Here is a 20,411-nt window from a genome sequence, read left to right as displayed (position 1 = left end):
TCTAGGCTATCAGCCGACCAGCGGATCACCGACATGCAGGATCTTCATGCCGTTGGTGCCACCGATGGTGTGGTAGCTGTCACCCTTGGTCAGGATCACCCAGTCACCTTGCTCCACCAGCCCACGCTTGAGCAGCTCGTCGACCGCCGCCTGGCTCACCTTGTCGGCCGGCAGTGATGCCGGGTCGAAGGCAATCGGGTAGACGCCGCGGAACATCGAGGTACGGGCCTGGGTGGCGCGGTGTGGGGTCAGCGCGTAGATCGGCACGTGCGAACGCAGGCGCGACATGATCAGCGGGGTGTAGCCACTTTCGGTGAGGGCGATGATCGCCTTGACGCCGGGGAAGTGGTTGGCCGTGTACATGGCCGCCAGGGCGATGCTTTCGTCGCAACGCTCGAAGGTGGTGTGCAGGCGGTGGCTGGACTTCTGGTTGGTCGGGTGCTTCTCGGCACCCTGGCAGATGCGTGCCATGGCCTGGACGGCCTCGATCGGGTAGGCACCGGCGGCACTTTCGGCCGACAGCATCACCGCATCGGTGTTGTCGAGCACGGCGTTGGCCACGTCGGACACTTCGGCACGGGTCGGCATCGGGTTCTGGATCATCGACTCCATCATCTGGGTCGCGACGATCACTGCCTTGTTGTTGCGGCGAGCGTGCTGGATGATCTTCTTCTGGATGCCGATCAGCTCGGCGTCGCCGATTTCCACACCCAGGTCGCCACGGGCAACCATGACCGCGTCGGAGGCGGCGATCAGGCCGTCGAGGGTTTCGTCGTCGGCAACGGCTTCGGCGCGCTCTATCTTGGCGACCAGCCAGGCGCTGCCGCCGGCCTCGTCACGCAGCTTGCGGGCGTATTCCATGTCCTTGGCGTCACGCGGGAACGACACGGCCAGGTAGTCCAGGTCCATTTCCGCAGCCAGCTTGATGTCGGCCTTGTCTTTTTCGGTCAGGGCCGGGGCGGTCAGGCCGCCACCCTTGCGGTTGATGCCCTTGTGGTCCGACAGCGGGCCACCCACGATCACCACGCAGTGCAGGGCATCGGCAGTGGCGGTCTCGACGCGCATGACCACGCGGCCATCGTCGAGCAGCAGTTCGTCGTTTACGCCGCAGTCCTTGACCAGGTCGGGATAATCGATCCCGACGATGTCCTGGTTGCCTTCGGTCAGCGGGTGGACGGTGGAGAAGGTGAACTTGTCACCGACTTTCAGTTCGATGCGCTTGTTGCTGAACTTGGCGATGCGGATCTTCGGACCCTGCAGGTCGCCCAGCAGTGCAACGTGGCGGCCATTCTTGGCGGCGATTTCGCGGATCAGGCGGGCGCGCGCCTTGTGCTCGTCCGGGGTGCCGTGGGAGAAGTTCAGGCGTGCCACGTCCAGGCCGGCGAGGATCAGCTGTTCGATCACTTCCGGCGAGTTGCTGGCGGGGCCAAGGGTGGCGACGATTTTGGTACGGCGGATGGTCATGCACAGACTCCTATAGTGAAGCGCAGCGAAAGGCTACTCCTGAATCGCGCTGTAGTCATTGTTCCGTTGCACTACCTGCAAGCAAGGCAGGGTGGCATTTGAACGGTCGGGGTATGCTTGCAAAACCCTGTGAAGATTTGCCGGTGCTGGCCGATACACTGGCATCAAAGGAGATCCCCCATGCGAGCCCTGATCGTTATCGTCCTGGCGGCCAGCGCCGTCGGCTGCACCCGCTGGTCCATGGACCACCACTTGAACAACGCCTACCGCGCCTATGACCGTGGCGACTGCCAACGGGTGATGCTCGAGCTGTCCCAGGTCGACCGCACCAGCCGTGCGCGGCCGTTCATCCACCCGGAAGTCTCCCTGCTACGGGGCCAGTGCCTGGAGCGCCAGCAACTGTTCGTGGACGCCGCACAAACCTACGAGTACCTGATCCAGCAGTACCCGCGCAACGAATATGCCTACCGGGCCAAGGCGCGCTTGCAGACGCTGCAGAAGCTTGGGCACTATCGCGGTGGCGAGGCGGCGGTGGCCAGCCCGGTGAATACCTCTCCTTGGCGTTAACACCAAGGTATCGTTTATTTCACGGGATTTGCCGCACGCCCTGCGCTAACCTGTAACTCAGTTGTTACAACAACCGCCAGTACCTCGTATTCCTGGCTCCGGGTACGGACTGCACTTGTGACCATGTTCAACCAACGTCATATCGAACGCCATCAATTGCCTTGTGTGCTCAAGGTCTTCAACCGCTTTACCGATCAACCGATCGGGCAGCTGGGCAACGCCTCTGAAGATGGCCTGATGCTGATCAGCCAGCTCCCTGTGCTGGTCGGGCCGGACTTCGAGCTGCAGTTGCGTCTGCCCCTGGCCGGTGGCGGCTTTCAGTTCATCAATCTGACCGCCAGCTGCCTGTGGTGCCGCGAGGACCAGACGCCAGGCCATTACGACTCGGGCTTCATGCTGCTGCAAGCACCGCGCGAGTACGACGAGTTCGTGCGCTCGCTGCGCGACTATTTCAGCTTCAACCCGGCCAACGCTTCCGTCTGAGGCCAGGTCCGCTAGAATCGGGGCGACCTTGAATCAGGACGACCCCGTGACCTCCATCTTCTGGCACGACTACGAAACCACCGGCATCAACCCGCGCTGCGACCGGCCGCTGCAGGTCGCCGGTGTGCGCACTGACTTCGATCTCAACGAGGTCGAGGAGCCAATCAGCCTCTATTGCCGCCCGTCCGACGATATCCTGCCGCACCCGGCGGCTTGCCTGGTGACCGGTATCACCCCGCAACAGTTGGCCAACCAAGGCCTGTGCGAAGCCGAGTTCATGACCCGGGTGCATGAGCAACTGGCGCGTCCAGGTACCTGTGGCGCCGGCTACAACACCCTGCGTTTCGATGATGAAGTCACCCGTTACAGCCTGTACCGCAACTTCTTCGACCCCTATGCCCGTGAGTGGCAGGGCGGCAACAGCCGTTGGGACCTGATCGATGTGGTGCGCACGGCATATGCCCTGCGGCCAGAAGGTATCGTCTGGCCGCAACAGGACGGGCGCACCAGCCTGCGACTGGAACTGCTCAGCCAGGCCAATGGCATCGATCACGGCCATGCGCACGAGGCACTTTCCGACGTGCGGGCAACTATCGCGTTGGCGCGCCTGATCCGGCAGCACCAGCCCAAGTTGTTTGAATGGTTGTTCCAGTTGCGCAGCAAGCACAAAGTCATGGAGCAAATCCGTTTGTTGCAGCCGCTGGTACATATATCAGGGCGCTTCTCGGCCGCGCGTAATTATCTGGGGGTGGTCTTGCCGTTGGCCTGGCACCCGCGTAATCGCAATGCACTGATTGTGTGCGACCTGCATCAGGAAACCCTACCCTTAATAAGGGAAAGTGCCGAGGTTTTGCGTGAACGCTTGTACACGCGCCATGAAGCATTGCCTGAAGGGCAATTACCGGTGCCGCTGAAGTTGGTGCAGATCAATCGCTGCCCGGTCGTGGCGCCGCTTTCAGTATTGCGTGCCGCGGATCAGCAACGGCTCGGTATTGATTTAGCAATGCTTCAATCACGCGGTGAGGCATTGGCCAGTCAGCAGCAGGAGTGGCAACACAAGCTGGAACATATCTACGGCCAGGATGACTTTGTTCCCAGTGAAGATCCGGAACAGCAGTTGTATGACGGTTTTCTGGGCGACCGTGATCGACGCCTGTGCGAGCAAGTGCGTACGCTGGACCCGGCGCAGTTGGGGCAGGGCCATTGGATGTTCGATGACCCGCGCATGCCCGAGTTGTTGTTCCGTTACCGGGCGCGCAACTTCCCCGAGACCTTGAACAGTGAAGAGCGCCAGCGATGGTACGGCTTCTGTCAGCAGCGTTTGAGCGACGCGCACTGGGGCGCACCGAACACACTGGGCGACTTTGAGCAGGCCCGGCAGAGCGCCTGGGCAAACGCAGACGAGGCTGGGCGCCGGGTGCTGGATGCCTGGCAGGCGCATGCCCGGCAATTGACCGAGCAATTTGCCATTGGCGCCTGAGTGGCGTTACCCAGGCAAATAAAAACGCCGGCATTGAGCCGGCGTTTTAATTTGAAGCAATAGCGGCTTTATGCGGACACATCAGTCCAGCAGGGTCGCCCAGCTTTCAACCACATCACCACCCCACTTGGCTTTCCATTCTTTCAGGGTCTTGTGGTTGCCGCCTTTGGTTTCGATCACTTCACCGTTGTGCGGGTTTTTGTATTGCTTGACCTTGCGCGCACGCTTGGTGGCGGTGGTCTTGACGGCGCCACGTGGCGCTTTGCTCAGTTTCGACTCTGGGTCGAGCAGGGCAATGACGTCGCGCAGCGACTTGGAGTACTCGCCCATCAGGGTGCGCAGTTTGCCTTCGAACTCCAGTTCTTTTTTCAGCTTGTCATCCTGAGACAGGTTGGCCAAGCGGGCCTGAAGTTCTTTGATGGCTTCTTCGGTGGCGCGGTACTCGTTGATCAGGGACATGGCGTGTTCCTTAATGCATGTTCAGAAATGTGTGGGCCAATAATAGACAGGCGAAACTCTCAAGTAAACCGATTACTAAGCCAATTAATTGTTAATTTGGCTGTGACAAAATATCTCAAGGTTAAGAAAAATTTACATAAGCCCCTGCAATTCGTCATGTTTGTCATCTGGCTGTAGCGGCGTGCTGTCGCAGCCTCCGGTTGGAGGTGGCGCTACCGGCGGGCGCAATGCTTACTGCGTTTTTGCGGGCGGGCCGCTAGAATGAGCGCCTTTGCGAAGTTCTGGAGTCTTAATTCATGCGCACCTATCGTCTGGTGATCGCCTGCCCCGACCGTGTGGGTATCGTGGCGAAAGTCAGTAATTTCCTGGCTTTGTACAATGGCTGGATCAACGAAGCCAGCCACCACTCCGATGAGCAGAGTGGCTGGTTCTTCATGCGCCATGAAATCCGTGCCGAATCCCTGCCATTCGGGATCGAGGCTTTCCGCGAAGCGTTCACGCCGATCGCCGAAGAGTTCTCCATGACCTGGCGTGTGACCGATTCGGCGCAGAAGAAGCGCGTCGTGCTGATGGCCAGCCGCGAATCCCACTGCCTGGCCGATCTGCTGCACCGTTGGCACACCGATGAGCTGGATTGCGATATCCCGTGCGTGATTTCCAACCACAACGACCTGCGCAGCATGGTCGAGTGGCACGGCATTCCGTTCTTCCACGTCCCGGTCGACCCGAAAGACAAGGCGCCGGCGTTTGCCGAAGTGTCGCGTCTGGTGCAGGAGCACGCGGCGGACGTGGTGGTGCTGGCGCGTTACATGCAAATCCTGCCGCCGCAGCTGTGCCAGGATTACGCTGAAAAAGTGATCAACATCCACCACAGCTTCCTGCCGTCGTTCGTCGGTGCCAAGCCGTACCATCAGGCCGCCCTGCGTGGGGTGAAGCTGATTGGCGCGACCTGCCACTATGTGACCGAAGAGCTGGACGCTGGCCCGATCATCGAGCAGGACGTGGTGCGTGTGAGCCACGCCGACAGCATCGAGGACATGGTCCGGTTTGGCCGTGATGTCGAGAAGATGGTGTTGGCCCGTGGCCTGCGTTATCACCTGGAAGACCGCGTGCTGGTGCACGGCAACAAGACGGTGGTGTTCGACTGATCATCCAGGGGGCTGCATTGCGGCCCCTGTACATTTGGGCAGAAGATAATGGCAACTTCCCGCAACAAGCCCACTGCCTCGCCGCCCCCGACGCTTGGCGAAGGCTGCCTTGCCCGTTACGACCCCGACAGCTTGAGCGAGGAAGACGGCACCGACTTCCCCGATGCCGCCGAACTCTGGCGCCAGCTCAACCTGCCTGACGCCGGCAGCGCTCCAGCAGCGGGCGCGCCAACAGGCAGACAAACACCGGCCCGCCCGCCAGCAGATAAAAATAGTACGTGACCGCGCGCCAGATCAGGATCGCTGCGGCGGCTGTCGAACTGCCCACCAGCGGCGTCAGCAGGCTTGCCGAGGTCAGCTCGGCAGCCCCTGCGCCCCCCGGCAACAGGCTGAATTGTCCGGCGCTGAGCGAGAGCATCTGCACCAGAAAACTCGGGATCCACGACAGCTCCACGCCCAGGCCTTGCAACACCAGGTACAGCACGCTGTAGCGCAGGCTCCAGTGCGCGCAAGTGAGAGCAAACACCAGCGCCAGCGTGCGTTTGGGTAACTGCCAGGTGTGGGCCAGGGCTTCGATGAAGTGCAACAGCTTGCGTGCCCAGCGGCGTTGGCGCTGCGGCGACATGCCCAGGCGCTGCAAAAACCGCCCGTTGAAGCGCATCACGGAGCGTCGATAACGCAGCAGCGCCACGATCGCCGCCAGTGCCGAGCACAACAACAAGGCACTGCCAAGCAGCATGCTTTGCTGGCTGCGGCCCAGGCTGTGAAACACGGCATAGCCGGCAATCGCCAGCATCGCGCAGAAGAAGAACAGCAGGTCGTTCAACTGATCCATGGCGAACACGGCGCCACTGCGCGCCGGGCCAATACGGTCGCGCGCCAGCAGCGCCATGAGGGTCAGTGGCCCGCCACTGCCGCCTGGGGTGGTGCAGATGGCGAACTCGGTGGCCATCACCACGCCGAGGCTGCGCACGTGCCCAAGCCTTGCCCCTTGTTGGCCAAGCAGCAGGCGCAGGCGTACGGCGTTGATCATCCAGCACAGCAGAATCATGCCCAGCAGTGTCAGCATCAAGCCCGGGTCGAAGGCCTTGAGCCTGGGGAGCAGCTCGCTGCCGCCCAGCAGCGTCGGCACCAACACTGCGCACAGCATTGCCAGTGCCAGCCAGCCCAGGCGGTTCATGCGATTACCTGGCGCTCCAGCCAGGCCGATTTGGTCAACGGTTCACGGCCCTGCAGCAGCAAGTTGTCGAGGGTACGCAGCCAGTAATCGCGCGAGGAACGGTGGCGCATGTCCACCGGGTGCAGCCCAAGGCGCAGGGTTTCGGCAGCCCGCCAGCGCTTGCATTGCCAGTCGCAGACCACCCTCGACAGGCCGCGGCGCCACGCGCTGCGGGCGCTCCAGACCAGGCCTGGGGCATCGAATGCGGTGAAATCCGGCAAGCGATACACGTGCTGGGGGGAGCTGGTGTAGCGCAGCGGCAGTTGGCGCAGGGCTTGGCGTGTGCCCTGGCTCATCAGCCAGGCAGGGGCGACGAAGCCGGCGACAGGCCAGCCCTGCCTGGCGAACAGCTCCAGGCCTGCCTCCAGGCGTTGCAGGGCCTGCGCCTGGTCCAGGCCATAGAACTCGCCTTCATGGGTGTAGATACGGCGCATGAAGTACTCGCCCAGGCTGCGCGGCGATGGCCCTTCGTCGGCATGGTAGAACCCGTGCAGCGCCAGCTCGTCACCACGCGCCAGGCGCCGCTCGAGCATGCGGCAGAAGGTCGGTGAGCGGGCCAGCGCATTACGGTGATGAAAATCCGGCACTACCAGCCAGGTCATGGGCACGTTGCCCAGCGCATCGACCGCTTGCACGAACGGTTGATAGTCCGGCCAGGTTTCCGGCGCGATGTCGTGCAGCACCAGCATCAGGCTGCCCGGTGCGGCGCTGGCCTCAGCCATGGGCGCGCACCCGTGGCTGGTGGCCGAGCACCGCCTGGTAGTGCTGCAGCAGGCCGTTGACCACGTTGTCCCACGAGTAATGCTGCTCGACATGGCTGCGTGCCTGCGCGCCGAGTTTGCGCACGCCCGCCTCGAACACCTCGCGCACTGCAGTGGCCATGGCCAGGCCATCGTTGGCCCGGCACAGGCGCCCACACTGGTCGTTGACGATCTCGCCAAACGCCCCGGCCTGCACGGCCACCACGGGTGTGGCACTGGCCATCGCTTCGAGAATGACCAGGCCAAAGGTTTCCTGGTCGCCGGCATGCACCAGCAGGTCGGCGCTGGCCACCAGCCGGGCGACTTCCTGCGGTGCGCAGAAGCGGTTGATGACGCTGACGTTGCCTGGGACGTTGGCCGGCATGTTCGAACCCACCAGCAACAGATGGTAGGGGCGCCCCAGGCGCTGCATGCAGTCGAGCAACACCGGCAGGTTCTTTTCCCGTGAGCCGCGGCCCGCGAAGATCAGCAGCCGGCTGGTGTCGGGGATACCCAGCTCTTCGCGCAGCTGCGTGTCGCGGTGCTGTGGGTTGAAGGTGACCAGGTCGACACCCAGGCGCTGCACGTGCACGTCACGCACGCCAAGGCGGCGCAGCTTGTCGGCCATCACCTGGCTGGGCGCCAGCACCCGGTCGAAATTGCCGTACAGCTTGCTGACATAGGCTTCGACATTCGGCGTGAACCAGTTGCCCATGCGGTTACTGACCAGCAGCGGCAGGTCCGAGTGGTAGAAACCAATCACCGGCACATCGAGTTGCCGCCGCGCTTCCAGTGCAGCCCAGGCTGTCAGGTACGGGTCGCCCACTTCGATCAGGTCGGGTTTGAGGCCACGCAGCACATTGCACCACGGCGCCAGCCGCACCGGAAAGCGGTAGCCGTTGCCGAAGGGCAGGGGGGGGGCGGGCACGTGGTAGATGCCATCCGCGTGGCGCGCACTGGCGCCGGGGATCAGCAGGCTGTGGCGCACGCCTGGGATGGCGCCGAGACGGTGGTGTTTGGCATCAAGGTAAGTCCGCACGCCGCCACTGGCCGGGGCGTAGAACATGGTGATGTCAGCGATGTGCACGATCAGCATCCCTCCGGGATCGTCTTCGGGTCTGTCATCCGGCTGTAATGGGCCGGCGATGACACGCCTAAAGGTTGACCTACCAGAAGGATAGTTTGTTCGGTCGGATTCGCGGCAGGCAGCATGCTGCCTGCCGCTGGACGTCAGATCCGGAAGCTGCCGACCAGGTGTTTCAGGCGGGTAGCCTGGTGCTCCAGGTCCGAGCACGCACGCAGGGTGGCCTGCAGGTTCTCGACCCCTTCCTGGTTGAGCATGTTGATCTCGTTGATGTCCATGTTGATCGAGTCGACCACGGCAGTCTGCTCTTCGGTCGCGGTAGCTACCGACTGGTTCATGCCGTCGATCTCGCCAATGCGCACGGTGACGCTGTCCAGGCGTTCGCCGGCCTGGTTGGCGATGGCCATGCTGTCCTGGCTGTGGCGCTGGCTCTGGCCCATGGTGTCGACCGACTCGCGAGCGCCGACCTGCAGTTCTTCGATCATGCTCTGCACCTGCTGCGCCGACTCCTGGGTGCGGTGCGCCAGGTTGCGCACCTCGTCGGCCACGACGGCAAAACCACGCCCGGCTTCACCGGCCCGCGCCGCCTCGATCGCGGCATTGAGCGCGAGCAGGTTGGTCTGTTGGGAGATGCTGGTGATCACCTCGAGAATCTGGCCGATGTTCACGGTCTTGCTGTTGAGTGTCTCGATGTGCGCGCTGGAGGTGACGATCAGGTCGGAGAGGTGGTTCATCGCCGCGATGTTGCGCTCCACCACCTGTTGCCCTTCTTCGGCCAGCAGGCGCGCAGAGCTGGCGTGCTGCGAAGCCTGTGCGGCATTGCCGGCGATTTCCTGGGCGGCGGCGCCCAGTTCGTTGATGGCGGCGGCCACGCTGTTGGTGCGGTTGGACTGCTCGTCGGAGTTGGTCATCGACGAGTTGGAGGCGCTGATGACCCGCAAGGCCACTTCATTGACCTGTTCGGTGGCCGAAGACACTTCGCGAATCGAGCCGTGAATACGTTCGACGAAGCGGTTGAAGGCCGTGCCGAGGATGCCGAATTCGTCGTGGTTGTGAATCTTCAGGCGTTTGGTCAGGTCGCCTTCGCCTTCGGCGATGTCTTCCATGGCACGGGTCATGGTCAGCAGCGGTTGCATCAGCACGCGGATCAGCAGGCCGAGCAGGCCGATGATGATCACCACCGCCACCACCGTGGCGATCACCGCCGAGGTGCGGAAGGTGCTGAGCATGGCGAAGGCCTTGTCCTTGTCTACCGACAGGCCGATGTACCAGTTGGCCGAGGGCAGGCCCTTGATCGGGGTGAAGGTCAGCAGGCGAGCCTGGCCATCGGCCTGGATTTCGGTCAGCTCACCGGACAGTTTCGGCGTGTGCTGGGGGAACAGGTCCGACAGCGACTTCATCACCAGTGCTTTGTCCGGGTGGACCAGGATCTTGCCCTGGTCATTGACCAGGAAGGCGTAGCCCATGCCGCCGAAGTTCAGCGAGTTGATGATCTGCACCAGGCCGTCCAGGGCCAGGTCGCCCCCGACCACGCCGACGCTGCTGGACACTTTGTCGAGGATGCCGATGACCATCTTGTTGGTGGTCATGTCGATATAGGGTTCGGTGAGGATGGCGCCCTGGGCGTTCATGCCGTCCTTGTACCAGGGGCGGCTGCGCGGGTCGTAGCCCTCGGGCATCGGCGAGTCGGGGCGCACGCTGAAGCCGCCGTCGACCTTACCCAGGTAGACCGTCAGGAAGCTGGACGTCAGGGCATTCTGGCCCATCAGCGTTTCGGCATTGGCCGGTTGCTGGGCAATGTTCTGTGCCAGGTTCTCAACCAGTTTGATACGGCCTTCGAACAGGTTGCGAATGTTGGTCGAAGTGGACGCGCCCATTTCAGCCAGATAATTCTCCAGGTTCTCGCGGATGGCATTACGCTGGAGATAATCGTTGTAGAGAGTGAACAGGCTGAAGGCGAGTATCACGATCAGTGATGCGGCGAAAAGAATCTTGTGGCTGAAACGAAGGCTTTTGTTCATGGCGTAATCGGTTCCGCTAAGGTTTTTATCGGGCGTTCGCACGCGTACCGCTATAAAAAGTGCAACATCCCGAAATTCCTTTCTGGGGTGTTCTGTCTTTAAAGGCGAATATCATCCCGACGTATCGGCTGACGGGTGGACAAGCTTGAGCAGAGGATTAAAAAGATGCCGCAATCTTCGACCATAGTTGTAGGCGCTGGCCCGGATGGCCAGCCTGTGAATCAAGCCATGCGCCTGGCCAACCGCCATGGGCTGGTCGCCGGTGCCACGGGGACCGGCAAGACCGTGACCCTGCAGCACCTGGCGGAGGTATTCAGTGACGCGGGCGTGGCGGTGTTCGCGGCTGACGTCAAAGGTGACCTGTGCGGTGTCGGTGCTGCCGGTGCGCCGCAAGGCAAGGTGGCCGAGCGCATCGCCGGCATGCCCTGGCTGGGCTATAAGGCGCAGGCTTATCCCCTGAGCCTGTGGGATATCGCCGGGCAGTCCGGGCATCCATTGCGCACCACCCTCAGCGAAATGGGGCCGCTGTTGCTCGGCAACCTGCTGGAGCTGACCGACAGCCAACAGGCGGCGCTGTATGCCGCGTTCAAGGTGGCCGACCGGGAGGGCCTGCTGCTACTCGACCTCAAGGACCTCAAGGCGCTGTTGGCACACCTGAAAGACAACCCGCAGTTGCTGGGTGAAGACAGCGCGCTGATGACCACGGCCTCGACCCAGGCCTTGTTACGTCGCCTGGCAACCCTGGAGCAGCAGGGCGCCGAGGCGCTGTTCGGTGAGCCAGCGCTGCAGCTGGAAGACCTGTTGCGACTGGACGCCGATGGCCGCGGGCGAATCCACATGCTCGATGCCAGCCGGTTGGTGCATGAGGCGCCAAAGGTGTACGCCACCTTCCTGTTGTGGCTGCTGGCCGAGCTGTTCGAGCAACTGCCGGAGCGCGGCGATGCCGACAAACCGGTGCTGGCGCTGTTTTTCGATGAGGCGCATCTGCTGTTCAACGGTACGCCCAAGGCCCTGCAGGACCGCCTGGAGCAGGTGGTACGGCTGATTCGTTCCAAGGGCGTTGGGGTGTTTTTCGTCACCCAATCGCCAGGCGACCTGCCGGATACCGTGCTGGCTCAGTTGGGCCTGCGCATCCAGCACGGGTTGCGCGCATTCACCGCCAAGGAGCAGAAGTCGCTGCGGGCCGTGGCCGATGGCTTTCGCCCCAATCCGGCGTTCGACACGCTGGCGGTGCTGACCGAACTGGGTATCGGCGAGGCGCTGGTCGGCACGCTGGAAGAGAAGGGCACGCCGGCGATGGTCCAGCGGGTGCTGATCGCGCCGCCGCAATCGCGTATTGGCCCGTTGAGTGCTGTCGAGCGCAGTGCCTTGATTGCCGGGTCGCCGCTGGTGGGGCGCTATGACAAGCCGATCGACCGCGAATCGGCTTACGAAATGCTGACTCAGCGCAAGGGCGAGCCGGTAGAGCCGGCGCCGGTACCAAAGGCAGATGAAGAGAGTTTGGCCGACAAGGCCGGGGATTTTTTGCAGAGTGCGGCAGGGCAGGCGATCAAGTCTGCGGTGCGCCAGGCGGCCAATCAGCTGGGGCGGCAACTGGTGCGCGGGCTGATGGGGTCATTGTTGGGGGGCAAGAAGCGGTAGTTTGTCTGCATCGGCCTCTTCGCGCCGAGCCGCCATGAAGAGGCCAGCATTGACCCATGAAAAAGGCGCCCTGAAGGCGCCTTTTTCATGACGGCAGATTGACTTAGCCAATCGCCTTGGAGGCCAGCCAGAACAGACCCGCTGCCAGGCCCATCGAGGCAGGCAGGGTCAGCACCCAGGCCAGCAGGATGGTTTTCACCGTGCCGCCTTGCAGGCCGCTCTTGTTGGCGACCATGGTGCCGGCCACGCCGGACGACAACACGTGGGTGGTCGAAACCGGCAGTGCGAAGACGTTGGCCAGGCCGATGGCGCAGGCGGCGGTGATCTGCGCCGACATGCCCTGGGCATAGGTCATGCCCTGCTTGCCGATCTTCTCGCCAACGGTCAGTACCACACGCTTCCAGCCAACCATGGTACCCAGGCCCAGGGCCAGGGCAACGGCCACGATCACCCAGAACGGGGCGTATTCGGTGGTGGCGGTGAGGTCCTTGCGCAGCTTGTCGAGGTCGGCCTTTTCACGCGCGTCCAGGCCTGGCAGCTTGCCAACCTTCTTCGCGGTGTCATCCAGGCACAGCAGGTAGCGGCGAACTTCCACGCGCTTGTCGGCATCCAGCGCGCGGTAATCGGTCACGCCTTGCAGCGAGGACTGCAACGCGGCGATGGTCGGCTCGGTCTGCTGCGGGTTGCAGCTGAACTGCTCTGGCAGGTCGCTGGCCTGTGCCTTGCCCAGTGCCAGGAACTCGCCCAGGGTCGGGGCGTTGCGCTGGTAGAACTGGCTCAGGTGCATGGTGGCGTCGCGGGTACGCTCGATCTGGTAGGTGGTGCTGTTCAGGTCGAGGACAAACTTGGCCGGGACGATGCCAATCAGCACCAGCATGATCAGGCCGATGCCTTTCTGGCCATCGTTGGAGCCATGCACGAAGCTCACGCCCATCGCCGAAATCACCAAGACCAGGCGGTTCCAGAAGGGCGGGTGCTTCTTGTCGTCGAGCTTGCGACGCTGTTCCGGGGTCTTGTGCATCTTCGACAGCGGGCGCCACCATTTCAGGCCGATCAGGACCAGGGCGGCCACAGCGAAGCCGGCCATGGGCGAGACCACCAGCGACATGGCAATGTCGATCGCCTTCTGCCAGTTGACGCCGTCACCCAGCGGGATGTCGTTGATCAGGGCATTGGCCAGGCCCACGCCGAGGATCGAGCCGATCAGGGTGTGCGAGCTGGAGGCCGGGATACCGAAGTACCAGGTGCCCAGGTTCCAGGTGATGGCCGCGGCCAGCAACGAGAAGACCATGGCCAGGCCATGCCCGGTGTTCACATTGATCAGCAGTTCGACCGGCAGCAGGTGAACGATGGCATAGGCCACCCCGACACCACCGAGCAGAACGCCAAGGAAGTTGAACACCCCGGAGAAGAACACGGCCAGGTGTGGCGGCATGGCTTTGGTATAGATGACGGTGGCTACCGCGTTGGCGGTGTCATGAAAGCCATTGATGAACTCGAATGCGAGCACGAAGGTCAGGGCGAGCAGCAGGCTCACCAATACCCAGGCATCCAGTCCGCTGAATAAATCGATCATGAAGGTTGTCTGGCGGTCATTTGGGGGGCGGGATTATGCCAGAAAACCTTGGCAATCGATGCACCCGCAGCTGACCGATGGCAGCGTTGTGAACCGCATCCAGGCGGTGTGAGAGACGGCATAAACCCGAAAAAGTTCAGTTAAAAGCCACAAAAATAGCCAAAGTGCGCCAAATTTCTGAAAACTGGACAGTCTGGTGAGGGTTCAAACGGCCGTATGAAATTTGTGTAATTCCGTTTCATCCTCGGCCGTTCGGTAAGGATAAGCCGCGTCGGGGGCCGTTGGACCCTCGACGCGATGGCAGATGCAAAGGACGGGGCAGACTGCTCAGGGTTCTTCGCTGCGCAGTTCTTTCTCCATCTTTTCCAGTTCCTGGTTGAACGCCTGGTCCTGGACCGTGGCACGTTTACGCCAAGGCTTGCGCTCCGGCTCCGACTGAGCGGCGTAAGTAGTGACTTCACCGCCGTAAACTTCCTTGTAACGTTCAGCCTGGCGCTCGAGTTCCGCGCGCAGTTCATCTTTCGTCACAGTAATACCTGAATGTAAAAATGGCCGGTGTTGCGTGCACGCGCTAATTGCCCATGCACAGGACGTGCTGGTCGCCAATAGGGGTCAAGCCGGTATTGCCTCGCCGGAGTATCGATCCGGACCAGCACAATCGATTATAGCAATGGCAAAATCGTCAAACAGTCTTATTTACCCAACCCTGACATCCATTGTCAAAGTTTGCCGGTTGAGCCTGCTCTTAGTCGGAACAGCCAGCTGTTACAAAGTTCGCCCTGTGTCTATTGCCGGACAAGCAAATAAAAACGGCCTCGCACAGGGCGAGGCCGTTGCCTGGGGACTTCTACGGTGGGTACCTGACCAGTCTCTCCAAAGAAGCCACAAGTGGCAGGAGAAAGGTATAAGCAAACGTGTCGGCGGTCAATTGCGATTATCGGCCGTTTGTTCGATAATCGCACGAAGCAGCGATTTTTTTGAGGTGAGCGATGAGCGACGAAACCCCGGTCAACCAATCTGCCAGCCCAGACTCGGCACGCCCGACGACACCGGCCATGGCGCCGCCGATCGTGGCGTCCCCGGCCAAGCGCATCCAGGCCTTCACCGGCGATCCGGACTTCATGACCTCGCTGGCGCGCGGCCTGGCTGTGATCCAGGCATTCCAGGAGCGCAAGCGCCACCTGACCATCGCCCAGATCAGCCACCGTACCGAGATCCCTCGGGCGGCCGTGCGCCGTTGCCTGCATACGCTGATCAAGCTGGGCTACGCCACCACCGACGGGCGCACCTACTCGCTGCTGCCCAAGGTACTGACGCTGGGGCATGCCTATTTGTCGTCGACGCCGCTGGCGGTTTCGGCCCAGCCGTATCTGGACCGCATCAGCGATCAGCTGCACGAGGCCGCCAACATGGCCACCCTCGAAGGCGATGACATTCTATATATAGCCCGTTCGGCCACCGTCGAACGGCTGATCTCGGTCGACCTGTCGGTCGGTGGGCGGCTACCCGCGTATTGCACGTCGATGGGGCGCATCCTGTTGGCCGCGATGGACGACACCAGCTTGCGCGAGTACCTCGACCGTGCCGACTTGAAGGCCCGGACCAGCCGTACCCTGCATGACCCCGAATCGCTGTTTGCCTGCATTCAACAGGTCCGCGCACAGGGCTGGTGTGTGGTCGACCAGGAACTGGAACAGGGGCTGCGGTCGATTGCGGTACCGATCTATGACGCGTCGGGGCAGGTGCTGGCTGCGTTGAATGTCAGTACCCACGTCGGGCGCGTGAGCCGCAGTGAGCTGGAGCAGCGGTTCTTGCCCATCCTGCTGGCCACCAGCCGAGACCTGTGCCATCAGCTGTTTGGCTGAAACAACACAGGGGGGCGCTGTGCACCGTTATCGAACACACCAACCGTTTCCTGTTCGATAAACGCACAGTGTCGCTCCGGGTGAATTGCGCCCCCTTCATTCGCTGATTAATGTCTCTCGCAACGGTCGGCTCAGCCGACCGAACAAGAACAACACAAGAGGCGCACACCATGACCACTGTCACCTTGCTGCCGCGGCCGCACCCGCACGCAGTCTCGTTGTATCCAGGCTGACCCAGGCCGCACTCCATCGACTTTGAACCCTGTACTGGTTGCCCCTGTGCAGCGGCCCGACCGTGCTCAATCTCTGGATAACAACAATGAACAAACCACACTCTGTCGGGAACTGCCTCGACGTCCAGTCGTTCATCAATGACCAACCGCTGTCGCGCTATCAATGGCGCGTGGTGATCCTTTGCTTCCTGATTGTCTTCCTCGATGGCCTGGACACCGCCGCCATGGGCTTCATCGCCCCGGCGTTGTCGCAGGAGTGGGGCATCGACCGCGCCAGCCTCGGGCCGGTGATGAGCGCCGCGTTGATCGGCATGGTGTTCGGCGCCTTGGGCTCGGGCCCGTTGGCCGACCGTTTTGGCCGCAAGGGCGTGCTGGTTGGCGCGGTGCTGGTGTTCGGCGGTTTCAGCCTGGCCTCGGCGTATGCCACCAACGTCGATCAGTTGCTGGTGCTGCGTTTCCTGACCGGGCTGGGCCTGGGCGCCGGCATGCCAAACGCCACCACGCTGCTCTCCGAGTACACCCCCGAGCGCCTCAAGTCGCTGCTGGTCACCAGCATGTTCTGCGGCTTCAACCTGGGGATGGCCGGTGGCGGGTTCCTTTCCGCGAAGATGATCCCGGCCTACGGCTGGCACAGCCTGCTGGTGGTCGGCGGTGTGCTGCCGTTGCTGCTGGTCGTGGTGCTGCTGGTCTGGCTGCCGGAGTCGGCGCGCTTTCTGGTGGTGCGCAACCGCGGCACCGACAAGGTACGCAAGACCCTGGCGCCGATCGCCCCGGCCGTAGTGGCGCAGGCGGCCAGCTTCAGTGTGCCGGAGCAGAAGGTGGTCGCTGCACGCAACGTGTTTGCGGTGATCTTCTCCGGCACCTATGGCCTGGGCACGATGCTGCTGTGGCTGACCTACTTCATGGGCCTGGTGATCGTCTATCTGCTGACCAGCTGGCTGCCGACACTGATGCGTGACAGCGGTGCGAGCATGGAGCAAGCCGCGTTCATCGGAGCGTTGTTCCAGTTCGGTGGTGTGCTCAGTGCCGTGGCGGTCGGTTGGGCCATGGACCGCTACAACCCGCACAAGGTCATCGGCATCTTCTACCTGCTGGCGGGCGTGTTTGCCTACGCAGTCGGCCAGAGCCTGGGCAATATCACCGTGCTTGCCACCCTGGTGCTGGTGGCCGGGATGTGCGTGAACGGTGCGCAATCGGCCATGCCGTCGCTGGCGGCGCGCTTCTACCCGACCCAGGCGCGCGCCACGGGCGTTTCGTGGATGCTCGGCATCGGCCGTTTCGGTGCGATCCTCGGTGCCTGGAGTGGCGCGACGCTGCTGGGCCTGGGCTGGAACTTCGAGCAGGTACTGACGGCGTTGCTGGTGCCGGCGGCGCTGGCGACCGTGGGTGTGATCGTGAAAGGGCTGGTAAGCCACGCGGACGCGACCTGATCACGTGCTGAGAGGGCTGCCTTGCAGCCCTGTTGGAGAGGGATATCAGGGTAACAAGCTGTTCGATAATCGCACAAATAGTCGATTATCGGATTGTCAGCAACCCACCCGTCTCCTTAATCTGAGCTCAACGTAGCACCCTGACCAGGAGTCTCCAAATGGCTGCAATTCTCCCGCTTCACGAAGCCGTGAAGCAGTTCATCCAGGACGGCGATACCGTCGCCCTCGAAGGCTTCACCCACCTGATCCCGACCGCCGCCGGCCATGAGATCATCCGTCAGGGCAAGCGCGACCTGACCCTGGTGCGTATGACCCCGGACCTGATCTACGACCAACTGATCGGTGCCGGCTGCGCCAGCAAGCTGATCTTCTCGTGGGGTGGCAACCCAGGAGTCGGCTCGCTGCACCGCCTGCGCGATGCGGTCGAAAAACAGTGGCCGCATGCGATCGAAATCGAAGAGCACAGCCACGCTGACCTGGCCAACGCCTACGTCGCCGGTGCATCCGGCCTGCCGTTCGCGGTGCTGCGTGCCTACGCCGGCTCCGACTTGCCGAAGGTCAACCCGCTGATCCAGAGCGTGACTTGCCCATTCACCGGTGAAGTGCTCGCCGCCGTGCCGTCGGTGCGCCCGGACGTGACCGTGATCCACGCCCAGAAAGCCGACCGCAAGGGCAACGTCCTGCTGTGGGGCATCCTCGGCGTGCAGAAGGAAGCGGCCCTGGCGGCCAAGCGTTGCATCGTCACCGTCGAAGAAATCGTCGATGACCTGCAGGCGCCGATGAACGCCTGCGTGCTGCCAACCTGGGCCCTCAGCGCGGTATGCCTGGTGCCGGGTGGCGCGCACCCGTCCTACGCCCACGGTTACTACGAGCGTGACAACCGCTTCTACCAGGCCTGGGACCCGATCGCGCGCAACCGCGAGACGTTCACCGCCTGGATCGACACCTACATCCGTGGCACCGCCGATTTCAACGCATTCAAGGCCAAGCTGGCCAGCACCGCGGAGGCTGCACAATGAGCTACTCCACCTCTGAAATGATGACCGTTGCCGCTGCCCGTCGCTTGCGCAACGGCGCTGTCTGCTTCGTGGGCATCGGCCTGCCGTCCAAGGCCGCCAACCTGGCGCGCCTGACCTCCTCGCCAGACGTGGTGCTGATCTACGAATCCGGCCCGATCGGCGCCAAGCCGAGCGTGCTGCCGCTGTCGATCGGCGATGGCGAACTGGCCGAAACCGCCGACACCGTGGTGCCGACCGGCGAGATCTTCCGCTATTGGCTGCAAGGCGGGCGCATCGACGTGGGCTTCCTGGGTGCTGCCCAGGTCGACCGCTTCGGCAACATCAACACCACCGTGGTCGGTGATTACCACGCACCGAAAACCCGCCTGCCGGGTGCCGGTGGCGCGCCGGAAATCGCCGGTTCCGCCAAGCAGGTGCTGATCATCCTCAAGCAGTCGCCACGTGCCTTCGTGGACAAGCTGGACTTCATCACGTCGGTTGGCCACGGTGAAGGTGGCGATTCGCGTAAGCGCCTGGGCCTGCCAGGCGAAGGGCCGGTGGGCATCATCACCGACCTGTGCATCATGGAGCCGGAAGCCGGCACCCATGAGTTTGTCGTGACCGCAATCCACCCGGGTGTGACCCGCGAGCAGATCATCGCGGCCACTGGCTGGGCGATCCGTTTTGCCGACGATGTAGAGACCACCGCCGAACCCACCGAGGTCGAGCTGGGTGCCCTGCGTGACCTCGAAGCCCGTACCGCTGCGGCCCACGGCCAAGTGGCAGGAGAAGCCTGATGCGCGACGTATTCATCTGTGACGCTATCCGCACCCCGATCGGCCGCTTCGGTGGCGCCTTGGCCGGCGTGCGTGCCGACGACCTGGCAGCGGTGCCGCTGAAGGCGCTGATCGAGCGCAACCCGGGTGTGCAGTGGGACCAGCTCGACGAAGTGTTCTTCGGCTGCGCCAACCAGGCCGGTGAAGACAACCGCAACGTGGCACGCATGGCGCTGCTGTTGGCCGGCCTGCCCGACAGCGTCCCGGGCGTGACCCTCAACCGCCTGTGCGCTTCGGGCATGGACGCCATCGGTACGGCATTCCGTGCCATCGCCAGTGGCGAGATGGAGCTGGCCATCGCCGGCGGGGTCGAGTCGATGTCGCGTGCCCCGTTCGTCATGGGCAAGGCCGAAAGCGGCTACTCGCGCAACATGAAACTCGAAGACACGACCATCGGCTGGCGCTTCATCAACCCGCTGATGAAAAGCCAGTACGGCGTGGACTCCATGCCTGAAACCGCTGATAACGTCGCGGACGATTACCAGGTTTCCCGCGCCGACCAGGATGCTTTCGCCCTGCGCAGCCAGCAGAAGGCCGCTGCGGCCCAGGCTGCCGGCTTCTTCGCCGAAGAGATCGTGCCGGTGCGTATCGCTCACAAGAAGGGCGAAACCATCGTCGAGCGCGATGAACACCTGCGCCCGGAAACCACCCTTGAGGCACTGACCAAGCTCAAACCGGTCAATGGCCCGGACAAGACCGTCACCGCTGGCAACGCGTCAGGCGTGAATGACGGTGCGGCGGCACTGATCCTGGCCTCGGCGGAAGCGGTGAAGAAGCATGGCCTGACCCCGCGTGCCCGCGTGCTCGGCATGGCCAGCGGCGGCGTTGCACCGCGGGTAATGGGCATCGGCCCGGTACCGGCGGTACGCAAGCTGACCGAGCGCCTGGGTGTGGCAATGAGCGATTTCGACGTGATCGAGCTCAACGAAGCGTTCGCCAGCCAAGGCTTGGCGGTGTTACGTGAGCTGGGTGTGGCCGATGATGCACCGCAGGTGAACCCCAACGGCGGCGCGATCGCCCTGGGCCACCCGCTGGGCATGAGTGGTGCGCGGCTGGTGCTGACAGCGCTGCATCAGTTGGAGAAAAGCGGCGGGCGCAAAGGCCTGGCGACCATGTGTGTAGGGGTCGGCCAAGGTCTGGCGCTTGCCATCGAGCGCGTTTGATCTG

The 20,411-nt window shown here is 62.8% G+C and carries 17 protein-coding genes and 2 pseudogenes; 10 read left to right on the top strand and 9 right to left on the bottom strand.

Annotated elements, in window-relative coordinates:
* Window positions 1–9: 9 nt before the first annotated feature.
* Window positions 10–1,464 (bottom strand): pyruvate kinase, encoded by a 1,455-nt coding sequence (pyk, locus tag ACIPIJ_RS21335; RefSeq protein WP_401080249.1) that lies wholly within the window; start codon window positions 1,462–1,464, stop codon window positions 10–12.
* A gap of 180 nt (window positions 1,465–1,644) precedes the next feature.
* Here pyk and ACIPIJ_RS21330 point away from each other — a divergent pair, with 180 nt between their 5' ends.
* The 3 genes from ACIPIJ_RS21330 (at window position 1,645) to sbcB (ending at window position 3,994) form a co-directional block, all read left to right on the top strand.
* On the top strand, window positions 1,645–2,031 hold the full coding sequence (locus ACIPIJ_RS21330; protein WP_401080248.1) for a tol-pal system YbgF family protein: 387 nt from the start codon (window positions 1,645–1,647) through the stop codon (window positions 2,029–2,031).
* 123 nt (window positions 2,032–2,154) lie between these two features.
* Window positions 2,155–2,514: a PilZ domain-containing protein gene (locus tag ACIPIJ_RS21325; protein ID WP_401080670.1), complete on the top strand. Its 360-nt coding sequence runs from the start codon at window positions 2,155–2,157 to the stop codon at window positions 2,512–2,514.
* Between the two features lie 46 nt (window positions 2,515–2,560).
* Window positions 2,561–3,994, top strand: coding sequence for an exodeoxyribonuclease I (gene sbcB / locus ACIPIJ_RS21320; protein WP_401080246.1), 1,434 nt, complete (start codon window positions 2,561–2,563; stop codon window positions 3,992–3,994).
* Between the two features lie 81 nt (window positions 3,995–4,075).
* On the opposite strand, the gene mvaT is transcribed toward sbcB, so the two are convergent.
* Window positions 4,076–4,453 carry a histone-like nucleoid-structuring protein MvaT gene (gene mvaT, locus ACIPIJ_RS21315; RefSeq protein ID WP_186659333.1) on the bottom strand — a complete coding sequence of 126 codons (378 nt, stop codon included), beginning with the start codon at window positions 4,451–4,453 and terminating at the stop codon, window positions 4,076–4,078.
* Window positions 4,454–4,749: 296 nt separating this feature from the next.
* On the opposite strand from mvaT, the gene purU reads away from it, so the two are divergent.
* Entirely contained in the window at window positions 4,750–5,601 is an 852-nt protein-coding gene (gene purU / locus ACIPIJ_RS21310; protein WP_401080244.1) for a formyltetrahydrofolate deformylase, read from the top strand.
* 187 nt (window positions 5,602–5,788) lie between these two features.
* Here the strand turns inward: purU and ACIPIJ_RS21305 are convergent, their stop codons facing one another.
* The 5 genes and pseudogenes from ACIPIJ_RS21305 to ACIPIJ_RS21285 all read right to left on the bottom strand — a co-directional run.
* Window positions 5,789–6,781 (bottom strand): lysylphosphatidylglycerol synthase transmembrane domain-containing protein, encoded by a 993-nt coding sequence (locus tag ACIPIJ_RS21305; RefSeq protein ID WP_401080242.1) that lies wholly within the window; start codon window positions 6,779–6,781, stop codon window positions 5,789–5,791.
* Window positions 6,778–7,542 (bottom strand): DUF2334 domain-containing protein, encoded by a 765-nt coding sequence (locus ACIPIJ_RS21300; protein WP_401080240.1) that lies wholly within the window; start codon window positions 7,540–7,542, stop codon window positions 6,778–6,780. The genes ACIPIJ_RS21305 and ACIPIJ_RS21300 overlap by 4 nt, the downstream gene beginning before the upstream one ends.
* A complete protein-coding gene (locus ACIPIJ_RS21295) occupies window positions 7,535–8,656 on the bottom strand; it encodes a glycosyltransferase family 4 protein (protein WP_401080238.1) in 1,122 nt (373 codons plus the stop codon). The genes ACIPIJ_RS21300 and ACIPIJ_RS21295 overlap by 8 nt, the downstream gene beginning before the upstream one ends.
* Window positions 8,657–8,790: 134 nt before the next feature.
* Window positions 8,791–9,387, bottom strand: a pseudogene (locus tag ACIPIJ_RS21290) (methyl-accepting chemotaxis protein); the annotation flags it as partial.
* Window positions 9,388–9,648: 261 nt separating this feature from the next.
* A pseudogene (locus ACIPIJ_RS21285) lies at window positions 9,649–10,665 on the bottom strand (cache domain-containing protein); the annotation flags it as partial.
* A 165-nt stretch (window positions 10,666–10,830) separates the two neighbouring features.
* Between ACIPIJ_RS21285 and ACIPIJ_RS21280 the strand changes: the two are divergent.
* On the top strand, window positions 10,831–12,306 hold the full coding sequence (locus ACIPIJ_RS21280) for a helicase HerA-like domain-containing protein (protein ID WP_401080236.1): 1,476 nt from the start codon (window positions 10,831–10,833) through the stop codon (window positions 12,304–12,306).
* Window positions 12,307–12,409: 103 nt separating this feature from the next.
* Here ACIPIJ_RS21280 and ACIPIJ_RS21275 read toward each other — a convergent pair whose 3' ends face one another.
* Together ACIPIJ_RS21275 and ACIPIJ_RS21270 are read right to left on the bottom strand one after the other, a co-directional pair.
* Complete coding sequence (locus tag ACIPIJ_RS21275) at window positions 12,410–13,882, bottom strand: inorganic phosphate transporter (protein ID WP_401080234.1); 1,473 nt, start codon at window positions 13,880–13,882, stop codon at window positions 12,410–12,412.
* Window positions 13,883–14,209: 327 nt separating this feature from the next.
* Window positions 14,210–14,410: a hypothetical protein gene (locus tag ACIPIJ_RS21270; protein ID WP_401080232.1), complete on the bottom strand. Its 201-nt coding sequence runs from the start codon at window positions 14,408–14,410 to the stop codon at window positions 14,210–14,212.
* A 461-nt stretch (window positions 14,411–14,871) separates the two neighbouring features.
* Here ACIPIJ_RS21270 and pcaR point away from each other — a divergent pair, with 461 nt between their 5' ends.
* The 5 genes from pcaR (at window position 14,872) to pcaF (ending at window position 20,407) form a co-directional block, all read left to right on the top strand.
* The gene (pcaR, locus tag ACIPIJ_RS21265; protein WP_401080230.1) at window positions 14,872–15,747 is read left to right on the top strand and encodes a pca regulon transcriptional regulator PcaR; all 876 of its coding nucleotides are present in this window, start codon (window positions 14,872–14,874) and stop codon (window positions 15,745–15,747) included.
* 319 nt (window positions 15,748–16,066) lie between these two features.
* Window positions 16,067–17,410, top strand: coding sequence for an MFS transporter (locus ACIPIJ_RS21260; RefSeq protein ID WP_401080228.1), 1,344 nt, complete (start codon window positions 16,067–16,069; stop codon window positions 17,408–17,410).
* 158 nt (window positions 17,411–17,568) lie between these two features.
* Window positions 17,569–18,429, top strand: coding sequence for a CoA transferase subunit A (locus ACIPIJ_RS21255; protein WP_401080226.1), 861 nt, complete (start codon window positions 17,569–17,571; stop codon window positions 18,427–18,429).
* Window positions 18,426–19,205, top strand: coding sequence for a CoA-transferase subunit beta (locus tag ACIPIJ_RS21250; RefSeq protein ID WP_401080224.1), 780 nt, complete (start codon window positions 18,426–18,428; stop codon window positions 19,203–19,205). The genes ACIPIJ_RS21255 and ACIPIJ_RS21250 overlap by 4 nt, the downstream gene beginning before the upstream one ends.
* A complete protein-coding gene (pcaF, locus tag ACIPIJ_RS21245) occupies window positions 19,202–20,407 on the top strand; it encodes a 3-oxoadipyl-CoA thiolase (protein ID WP_401080667.1) in 1,206 nt (401 codons plus the stop codon). The genes ACIPIJ_RS21250 and pcaF overlap by 4 nt, the downstream gene beginning before the upstream one ends.
* Window positions 20,408–20,411 lie beyond the last annotated feature (4 nt).

The sequence above is a fragment of the Pseudomonas sp. NPDC087185 genome (assembly GCF_044744955.1).
GTDB lineage: Bacteria > Pseudomonadota > Gammaproteobacteria > Pseudomonadales > Pseudomonadaceae > Aquipseudomonas.
Note: the sequence above shows the minus strand (reverse complement) of the source record. Positions and strands in the feature narration are given on the sequence as shown.